Source organism: Streptomyces sp. ERV7 (assembly GCF_001653515.1).
In the GTDB taxonomy this organism is placed as follows: domain Bacteria; phylum Actinomycetota; class Actinomycetes; order Streptomycetales; family Streptomycetaceae; genus Streptomyces.
Window position 1 is genome coordinate 1 of record NZ_LYOY01000039.1, and the last position, 9,104, is coordinate 9,104.

Annotated in this window: 7 protein-coding genes; 5 read left to right on the forward strand and 2 right to left on the reverse strand. The window is 71.3% G+C overall.

Annotated elements, in window-relative coordinates; genetic code table 11:
* Together A8W25_RS14520 and A8W25_RS14525 are read right to left on the reverse strand one after the other, a co-directional pair.
* Window positions 1–1,149, reverse strand: a 1,149-nt coding sequence (locus tag A8W25_RS14520; RefSeq protein ID WP_079126079.1) for a HAMP domain-containing protein, incomplete at its 3' end; no start/stop codon positions are given.
* Window positions 1,146–1,841: a response regulator transcription factor gene (locus A8W25_RS14525; protein ID WP_067161421.1), complete on the reverse strand. Its 696-nt coding sequence runs from the start codon at window positions 1,839–1,841 to the stop codon at window positions 1,146–1,148. The genes A8W25_RS14520 and A8W25_RS14525, both read right to left, overlap by 4 nt.
* A 168-nt stretch (window positions 1,842–2,009) precedes the next feature.
* On the opposite strand from A8W25_RS14525, the gene A8W25_RS14530 reads away from it, so the two are divergent.
* The 5 genes from A8W25_RS14530 (at window position 2,010) to A8W25_RS14550 (ending at window position 9,065) form a co-directional block, all read left to right on the forward strand.
* Entirely contained in the window at window positions 2,010–2,654 is a 645-nt protein-coding gene (locus A8W25_RS14530; RefSeq protein ID WP_107470698.1) for a hypothetical protein, read from the forward strand.
* The gene (locus A8W25_RS14535; protein WP_067161427.1) at window positions 2,651–3,736 is read left to right on the forward strand and encodes a peptidoglycan-binding protein; all 1,086 of its coding nucleotides are present in this window, start codon (window positions 2,651–2,653) and stop codon (window positions 3,734–3,736) included. Before A8W25_RS14530 ends, A8W25_RS14535 begins: the two co-directional genes overlap by 4 nt.
* On the forward strand, window positions 3,733–4,437 hold the full coding sequence (locus A8W25_RS14540) for an ABC transporter ATP-binding protein (RefSeq protein WP_067161430.1): 705 nt from the start codon (window positions 3,733–3,735) through the stop codon (window positions 4,435–4,437). Before A8W25_RS14535 ends, A8W25_RS14540 begins: the two co-directional genes overlap by 4 nt.
* Entirely contained in the window at window positions 4,434–5,699 is a 1,266-nt protein-coding gene (locus A8W25_RS14545; protein ID WP_079126080.1) for an ABC transporter permease, read from the forward strand. The genes A8W25_RS14540 and A8W25_RS14545 overlap by 4 nt, the downstream gene beginning before the upstream one ends.
* A 120-nt stretch (window positions 5,700–5,819) precedes the next feature.
* A complete protein-coding gene (locus A8W25_RS14550) occupies window positions 5,820–9,065 on the forward strand; it encodes a hypothetical protein (protein ID WP_067161432.1) in 3,246 nt (1,081 codons plus the stop codon).
* The last annotated feature ends 39 nt before the right edge of the window (window positions 9,066–9,104 follow it).

Below are 9,104 nucleotides of genomic sequence, written 5' to 3' on the forward strand. Positions count from 1 at the left end.
GACAACCGCCCGTACACCGTCGGGCAGCTGTGTGCGCACCAGGTCCGTCCAGCCGCGCAGGGCGAGCGAGGCCCGCACGGTGTCGGCGAGGTCGGTCTCGGCCGCGTTCAGCCGTACCGCCTTGGCGTCGAAGCGGGAGATCTCCATCAGCTCCTCGACCAGCCGGGACAGCCGGGCCGTCTCCGCGCCGACGGTACGGGCGGCCCGCGCCGCGTCCGGCGGCAGCTGGTCGGCGTCCTCCTCAAGGACGGTCGCCACCATCGTCATCGCCGCGAGGGGCGTGCGCAGCTCGTGCGACACGTCCGCGACGAAGCGGCGCGCCTTCGCCTCCTGCTCGCGCAGCTCCGCGTCGGAGGCCTGGAGCGCGTCGGCGGTCTCGTTGAACGTCCGGGCCAGATCGGCGAGTTCGTCGTGCCCGCTGACCGCGACCCGGCTGCCGAGGTCGCCGGTCGCGAGCTCTCGGGTGGCCCGGCTCAGCTTGCGCACCGGACGGAGGACCGTTCCCGCGGCCAGCAGCGCCAGGACGGCGGCGAGCAGCACCACCGGCGCGGTGCCCGCCCGTACGGAGTCGAGGAGGGCGGCCGTGTCGTCGCGCTCGGCCCGCAGGTCGGTGATCGCGTACACCTCAAGGCCGGAGGCGCGGTGGTCCCCGTCGGCGTACGCCACGGGCATGCCGACGGTCAGATAGGGCTCTCCACGCCACATCACCCGCTGGAACCGGGTCCCCTTGCCGGTGGCCACGGCGGCGCGCAGCTCGGTGCTGATCCGGCCGTCGGTGTCGGCGAGCGCGTCGGAGGTGGCGACGAGGTCCTGGTAGCGGGCGACCACCGGGCGGGCGCCGATGCCGTCCGAGACCTTCGCGGCGAAGCGGGACAGCGACCGGTGGTCGGGCGGCAGGTCGAAGTCGGCGGCCACCGCGCCGACCCGCTTGCGCAGGTCGTTGACGGAGGTGTTCTGGGTGCGCTGGAGGACGGCGGTGCGGGCGTCGCGGTAGGCCAGGGCGGTCGCGGTCACCGCGCTGATCAGGGCGACGACGACGAAGGTGACGACGAGCCGGGTGCGCAGCCCGCCGATGAGCCGCCGGGAGTGCCGCTTGGCGCGGGCGCGCCCGGTCCCGTCCGTGGACCCGCCCGTGTCCGTACGGCTCACAGCGGCCCGAATCGGTAGCCGAAGCCCCGTACGGTCTGGACGTACCGGGGCTTGGCGGGGACGTCCTCCAGTTTGGCCCGCAGCCGCGCGACCGCCGCGTCCACCAGGCGGGAGTCGCCCAGGAAGGTGTGGTCCCAGATGGATTCGAGGAGCTGCTCGCGGCTGAAGACGCGGCCCGGCGAGGCCGACAGTTCGAGCAGCAGCCGCAGCTCGGTGGGCGGCAGCGCGACCGGGGCGCCGTGCTTGGTGACGGTCAGCCCGGCGCGGTCGATCACCAGACCGGCGAGATCCGGGGCCGCCTCTCTCGGCTGCCCGGACGGCTCCGCGCGCCGCAGCGCGGCCCTGATACGGGCCTCCAGCACGGGCGCGGTGACCGGCTTGACCACATAGTCGTCGGCGTCCGCCTCCAGGCCGGTCACGATGTCCGAGTCGTCGCCGCGCGCGGTCAGCATGATGACCGGCAGGGCCGCCGAGCGGGCGCGGATGCGGCGGCACACCTCGAAGCCGTCCATGCCGGGCAGCATCAGGTCCAGTACGGCCAGCTCGACCAGTGCGCCGCGCTCCCCGGCGAGCAGCGCGAGGGCCTGCTCGCCGGTGGCGGCGGTCTCCACGCCGTACCCGTGCCGGCGCAGCACGAGCTCCATCCCGTCCCGTACGGACGCGTCGTCCTCGATGAGCAGCACATGCGGCATGGAGCCGATTATGACCACGCCGGGACCCCTTCCAGCTACTCCGTACGGGGGCGCGGGCGCAGGTCGGAGGCATTGTTACCTTCCCATCACATGGCCATGGACAGGTCATCATCTGCGCGGGCGAACGTGAAGCACATGAGCTTTCTCGGGATGAAACAAACAACTCGGATGAAGCGGACGAATCTCGGCGCCTCCGCCGGTGTCCGTCTGGTCGGCCTCGCGGCCGTGCCGGTCCTCGTCCTCTGCGGCGCCTGCGGCAGTGGTGACGACGGTGGCAGCGGGAAGCAGGACGGCGCGATCGCGGACGTGCCCGACGCACCGGCCGCGAGCGCCTCCAACGGCGAGGGCGGGCCGAGCACCCGGCCCGCGGGCAAGAGCGCCTTCTACGACGCCCAGACGAGATACGTCCAGTGCATGCGGGCCAAGGGCGGCTACAAGGACTTTCCCGACCCGAAGCTCAGCGGCTATCTGGACTGGGCGAAGGTCAACGCGATCGGCGCCCAGCCCGGCCGCAACGACGGCATCAAGGGCGGCAGGAACGGCGTGTGCGTCACCGAGCTCCAGGCCGCCATGAACGCCGAGCCCAAGCGCGACGAGCAGAAGGCCTACGAGTCGATGCTCGCGCACGCCCAGTGCATGCGGGACCACGGCGTCGCCAAGTTCGCCAACCCGACCATGAGCGGCGGCAACGCCCAGCCCGGCGGCGACCCGGACCCGGTGTCCCGCTCCATCGACACCGAGTCGCCCTCGTACAAGCAGGCCCGCAAGGCGTGCGAGTCGAAGCTGCTCGACGGTCTGGACGGCATGCAGTGACGCGCCGCACCGCCTTCCTCGCACTCGGCGCGGCGGCCGTCGCCGCGGGGGTGACCGGGGGAGCGCTGTTCCTCGGCGAAGGGAGCGACGCGGGCGCCTCCGCGCGGCGCGGCGACCTGCCGCCCGCCACGGCGAAGGTCGTCCGCACCGACCTCGTACGGTCCAAGACCGTCGACGGCAAGCTCGACTTCGCGCAGCGCCGCGCCGTGAAGTCCGCCGTCGAGGGCACCGTCACGGTGGCCGCCTCCGAAGGCAGGACGGTGGAGCTGGGCCAGGCGCTCTACGAGCTGAACGACAAACCCGTCACGCTCCTCTACGGACCCGTCCCCATGTTCCGCGAGATGAAGGCGGGCGACCGGGGCAGCGACGTCCTCCAACTGGAGCGCGGTCTGCGCGACTTGGGGTACGGATCCGGTCTCCACGTCGACACGGAGTACGACAGGTACACCGAGGCCGCCGTCAAGCGGTGGCAGAAGTCCCTGAACCGGGAGAGCACCGGGAGAGTGGGCAAGGGCGACGTCGTCTTCCAGCCCGGCCAGATCAAGGTGGTCGCCGCCGACGCGGCGCTCGCCGACCAGGTCGCCCCGGGCGGGACGGTGCTGACGATCGCGGCCACCCGGCCCGTCGTACGGGCGCAGCTGGAGCAGACCGACGGCGCGCTCACCTCCAAGAACACCAAGGTCGACGTCACTTTGCCGAGCGGGAGGACGGTGGCGGGGAAGGTCGCCGGGACCGTGCGCCCCGAGGAGCCCGAGTCCGCGAGCGGTTCGGGCGCGGGCGCGCAGAAGGGCATCACCGTCGAGATCGTCCTGGACGGCGGTGCGAGCGCGGTGTCCGGCGAGGACGCCAAGGCGTCGGCGAGCGTGAGGTTCGTCAGCGAGGCGCACAAGGGCGTCCTCGCGGTCCCCGTCGAAGCGGTCGTCGCCCTGCGCGGCGAGAACGGCGGCTACGGCCTCCAGATCGTCCAGGGCACCACCTCGAAGATGGTGCGGGTGGAGACGGGCATGACCGCCGACGGACGGATCGAGGTCTCGGGCGCGGACGTGCGCGAGGGCGCGCTGGTCGGAGTGGCGGCGTCATGACACCGTCCCCCGTGATCGAACTGCGGGACGCCGGCAAGTCGTACCCCGGCGGCGTCCATGCCCTGCGCGGAGTGAACCTCACCGTCGAGGAGGGCGAACTGGTCGCCGTCGTCGGCCCTTCGGGCTCCGGCAAGTCCACCATGCTCAACGTCATGGGCACCCTCGACCGGCCCACCACGGGAACCGTGAAGGTCGCCGGGTACGACGTGTCCGAGCTCTCCGACTCCCGGCTCTCCGCGCTGCGCGCCCGCCACATCGGCTTCGTCTTCCAGCACTTCCATCTGGCGGCGGGCCGTGACGCGGTGGACAACGTCGCCGACGGGCTGCTGTACGCGGGCGTGGCGCTGAGGGAACGGCGCGAGCGGGCGCGGGAAGCGCTCGCCGGGGTGGGCCTGGAGCGTCGCCTCTCGCACACGCCGGACGAGTTGTCCGGTGGCGAGAAGCAGCGCGTGGCCATCGCCCGCGCGCTGGTGGGCAAGCCCGGACTGCTGCTGGCGGACGAGCCGACCGGGGCGCTGGACACCGCGTCCGGCGCGATCGTCATGGAGCTGCTGCACGAGCTGAACGCGTCCGGCACGACGATCTGCGTGATCACCCACGACCAGGCGATCGCGGACGCGCTGCCGCGGCGGGTCCGCTTCAGGGACGGCGAGATCGTCTCGGACTCCCGAGCCATGCGCCCGACGGGGGACCGCGGATGAAGAACACCCTGAAGACAAGGAACACCCTCAGGACGAAGAACACCCTCAGGACGAACAGCGGCCTCAAGACCAAGAACGACCTCAAGCCGTCCCGCCTCACCCCCGGCGACATCCTCCGTGTCGGCGCGGTCGGCCTGCTCGCCCGGCGGGCGCGTGTGGTGCTCTCCGCGCTCGGCATCGCCATCGGCATCGCGACCATGGTCGCGGTCGTCGGCCTGTCCGAGTCGAGCCGCGCGGACCTGATGGCCCGGCTCGACCGTCTCGGCACCAACCTCCTCACCGCCGAGGCGGACGACGACGGTACGGGCCGCCCGGTCAAGCTCCCCAAGAACGCGGTGGCGATGGTCGAGCGCATCGGCCCGGTGCGGCACGCCACGGCCACCGCCGACGTGGACGCCCGCATCCGCCGCAGCGACGTGGTGCCCGAGGAGCGCACGGCCGGCGTCACCACCCAGGCGGCCCGTCTCGACCTGCTGTCCGCGCTCGGCGGCGAGGTCGACCGGGGCGTGTGGCTGACCAGCGCGGGCGAACGCCTCCCGACGACGGTCCTGGGCGCGGTCGCGGCGGACCGCCTCGGCATCACCCGCACCGGCGAGACGATCATGATGAACGACACCCGGGTGGTCGTCGTCGGCATCCTCAGACCGATCGAACTCGTCCCCACCCTGGACCGGGTGGCCCTGATCGGATTCCCCGCCGCCGAGCGCTACTTCGGCTTCGACGGCCACCCCACCACCCTCTTCGAGCGGTCCACGGACGACTCGGTGGAGGACGTACGGGCGGTCCTCGCCCGCAGCATCAACCCCGGCAGCCAGGCGGGCATCAAGATCTCCCGCCCCTCGGACGCGCTGGCCGCCAAGGCAGCCACCGACGAGGGCCTGACGACCCTGATGCTCGGCCTGGGCGCGGTGGCCCTCCTGGTCGGCGGGGTGGGCGTGGCCAACACCATGGTGATCTCGGTCCTGGAACGCCGCCAGGAGATCGGCCTGCGCCGCTCGTTGGGCGCCACCCGCAACGCGATCCGCCTCCAGTTCCTTACCGAGTCACTGCTGCTGTCCGGGCTGGGCGGGGCGACGGGCGCGCTCCTGGGCACGACGGCGACGTACGCCTTCGCCCGCGCCCAGGGCTGGACAGCGGTGGTCCCGCCCTGGTCCCTGGCAGGCGGCCTGGGGGCCACGCTCCTGATCGGCGCGCTCGCGGGCCTCTACCCGGCGATCCGCGCCTCACGACTGGATCCGACGGTGGCTCTGCACGCGGCGTGAGCGGTGGTTCGAGGGGCGCCGGTCCGCTCAGCGGAACACTCCTTGGTCGCGCGCCCCCGTCCCTGCCACTCTCGCCGCACGGGGGCCGCCAGGGCCCGGACGAACAAGGGGGACCCAACGATGACGCTGGTCGTCACGTTCACCGGCCGGACACCGCTGGCCACATCCGGGCCGCGGACGAGGTTCGAGATCTGGAGCTACACCGTGCAGCCGGCGCTGCCGTCGGATCTGGCGGGTATGCAGCGGATCGCGCTGGCCCTGCCGGCCGGTGTCGAGGTCCAGGACCCGAGACTCTTTCCCGATGTGCCCGCGCTCAACGGTGCGTTCCTGGAACACGACACCAACATCAGCCGCCAGTACGTCGGCAGGGTGCTGAGCGGTCTGGGTACGCAGACGATCTCGTTCGTGGCGCCGCCGGCCCAGGGCGACCGTGAGCTGTTCCTGGTCGGCAAGGGCCCGGCCGGGCGCACCTGGACCGTCGTACCGTTCGCGAAGACCGCGTCCGGCGATGCCGACAACGTCCAGGTCATGCCCGCCCCGACGGCGGGCTCGCGGGTGGTCACGGGCCGGCCGCTGCCCGACTTCACGGGGGCGCTCCCGTACGCCAGTGAGTCGTTCGGCCTGTACCAGCCCCTGCTCGGCTGGCGCTCCCAGCGTACCGTCGCCCGCTTCCTCGAAGGGATCGCGCGCGCGGACCAGGACCTGCTGGCCCTGGTGTCCCAGCAGGTCACCCCGGACGCGGCGGTCTCCGACGGCGGGATCATCCACCTCGGAGAGGCCGAGGCGGCGGCCGACGATCTGACGCTCACCGTGCGCACCGGTACGGCGCTCGCCGCCAAGCCCTACAGCCCGCTGATCGACTCGGTGCTCGCCGATCTGCTCCAGCAGCGGGTCAAGGGCAAGGATCTGCGCGACCCCGCCGTGTGGCTGCCGCTGCTCAAGCGCACCGCGCTGGACACGATGCTCGCCAACGAGGTCACGCCCGAGCTGTTCCGGCGCACCGCCGCGACCACCGACCCCACGCGCCGCAAGGCGCTGCTGCAGACCCTCGCCCGTAAGGAGTCGATGGTCGCGGGGTTGCTCAACTACCTGTCGGAACAAGCCCTGGTGCCCACCCTGGCGGACCTGTTCACCGCCCCCGCGCCCGAGGTGGACGCCGAGCGCTACCGGGACGTCAAACGCATGCTCGACCCACTGGAGACGCTCAGCCGGAAGGAGGCGGTCGAGCGGGTCAGCCTCTCCCCGGTCGGCGTCGTCCACCTCTTCCGGCAGTACTTCTTCGAGTTCGACACCTTCCTCGGGCCGCCGGTGCAGCATGTGTGGCTCAGCCCGGGCGGGACCGTGGAACTGGTCGAGGCGCACACCCGCAAGACCGTCGTCGAGCGCAGCGTGGAGTCCAGTCTGGAGACCACGGAGAAGGCGGAGAAGAGCATCACGCAGCAGGACGATGTCTCCGAGGCGGTCAAGCAGGAGAACGAGAGCAGCACCAAGCTGGGGTTCTCGGTCTCGTCCAACCAGAGGTGGGTCTGGGGCGACGCCAACGAGACCGCCACCATGGACATGAGCGACACCCAGCGCCAGGCGCGGGAGCAGACCCACAAACAGATGCGCCAGCAGAGCGAACGGCTCAGCACCGAGATCAAACGCAGCTTCAAGACCACCTTCCGCACCGTCACGGAGACCACCGACACCGCGAGCCGCCGGTACGTCCTGCAGAACACCACCGACAAGCTCGTCAACTACGAGCTGCGCCGCAAGATGCGCCGGGTCGGCGTCCAGGTGCAGGACCTGGGCACCCAGCTGTGCTGGCAGAGTTACGTGGACGATCCCGGCCGTGAGCTCGGACTGGCCAAGCTGGTCCACCTCGCCGCGCCGCCGGACATGTCCAGCGCCGTTCCCGCCAACGAACTGCCGGTCCCCGACGACTACAGCGAGGACGTCGTCGGCAGTTTCACCCTCCCCGGCAGCGGCTCCACCTCGTACCGCTCCAGTGGACACGCCACCGGCATCTGGCTGTGCGACATCGTGCTGCACCCCAAGGACGGATACACCTACCTGGACCACGGCTCCGTGAAGTGGACCGGGCCCAACAACCTCAGTGCCAACATCATCGCCAACCGCAAGGACAACCAGGGCGGTGTCCCGGACGGCACACCCCTGCCCACGGAACCGAGCCTGTCCTTGTACGTCACGTACGGCCACGGCCAGGGGGGAGAGGACTTCCCGTTCTCGATTCCGGTGAAGTACACCCCGACGGCCGACAAGAAGGCGCAGATCGCCGCGCGCAATGTCGCCCTCGCCAAGGAACGGACCCTGGAACTCGACCGGTTGCAGCGCGAGGCCTATATGAAGGCCGCCGTCGAGCGCATCGACGCCGCCAGTCGCGTGGAGACCCGCAGCTATGACGTCCTGCGCGAGGAGGAGCGGGTCGTCGTCTACCGCAGGCTGCTCCAGCACCTGCTCCAGCTCGGGGAGACGGTGCCGACCGACCCCAAGGTGCTGCACAGACTCTCCGAACTGATCAACTCGATCTTCGACGTCGACGCGATGCTCTACTTCGTCGCCCCCGAGTGGTGGCGGCCCAGGATGCACCACAGCCACCCGGCGTTCACCCCCGAGCTCGACCCGCCCGTCGACCCCGACCCCGTCAAGGCGCGCCGACGGCTGCCCGTCCCCGTGGTCGAGGCGTTCCGGCGCAAGCCCGCTCCTCTGGACGAGCACGTCGTGGGCTGGTTCGACAAGCAGGAGATGCTCCGCGAGGACAACTACTACATCACCGGGTCCTCCGCCCCGGCGCGGATGGGCAGTTCACTGGGGTGGCTGATGCAGCTCGACGCCGACCACCAGCGCAACGCGTTCCTGAACGCCCCCTGGGTCAAGGCCGTGATGCCCATCCGGCCCGGCAAGGAGCTGGCCGCGCTCAACTGGCTGAGCGACCCCAGCATCGAGGGGGCGGAGGGGCTCGACGACCTGTACCAGCCGGCCTCGGCGGGCGAGAACGGCAAGATCCTCGGGAAACTGCGCGCCTACCCCTGGTCGGACCCGGACCTGGTCGTCCGGTACCGCGGCCTGGATCCGGCCGCGCTCACCGTGCGCGACGTCCTGCGGTACGTGGCCATCAGCGTGGTCGAGAAGCACCAGAACGGCCAGCAGGTGGTCACCGAACGCCTGGAGGACGGCGTCACCCTCAACTACCTGCCGCCGGACAAGGTGTACGAGCACGGCTTCTACCCGCTGGTGGACGGCTTCAAGGCACAGACGCAGCAGCCGTACGAGGTGTTCGACCAGTGGGTGGAGGTGCTGCCGACGGACCAGATGGCCGCCGTCCAGGTCACCTACAACCCGCTGACCGGTCAGCAGGGTTGAGGCGGCGATGCCCACCCCCGAACGCCCGCTGATCACCGC

Coding starts and splice junctions, on each gene's coding strand:
- A8W25_RS14545 (WP_079126080.1), top strand. CDS start 4,434: ATGAAGAACACCCTGAAGACAAGGAACACCCTCAGGACGAAGAACACC.
- A8W25_RS14550 (WP_067161432.1), top strand. CDS start 5,820: ATGACGCTGGTCGTCACGTTCACCGGCCGGACACCGCTGGCCACATCC.
- A8W25_RS14525 (WP_067161421.1), bottom strand. CDS start 1,841: ATGCCGCATGTGCTGCTCATCGAGGACGACGCGTCCGTACGGGACGGG.
- A8W25_RS14530 (WP_107470698.1), top strand. CDS start 2,010: ATGAAGCGGACGAATCTCGGCGCCTCCGCCGGTGTCCGTCTGGTCGGC.
- A8W25_RS14540 (WP_067161430.1), top strand. CDS start 3,733: ATGACACCGTCCCCCGTGATCGAACTGCGGGACGCCGGCAAGTCGTAC.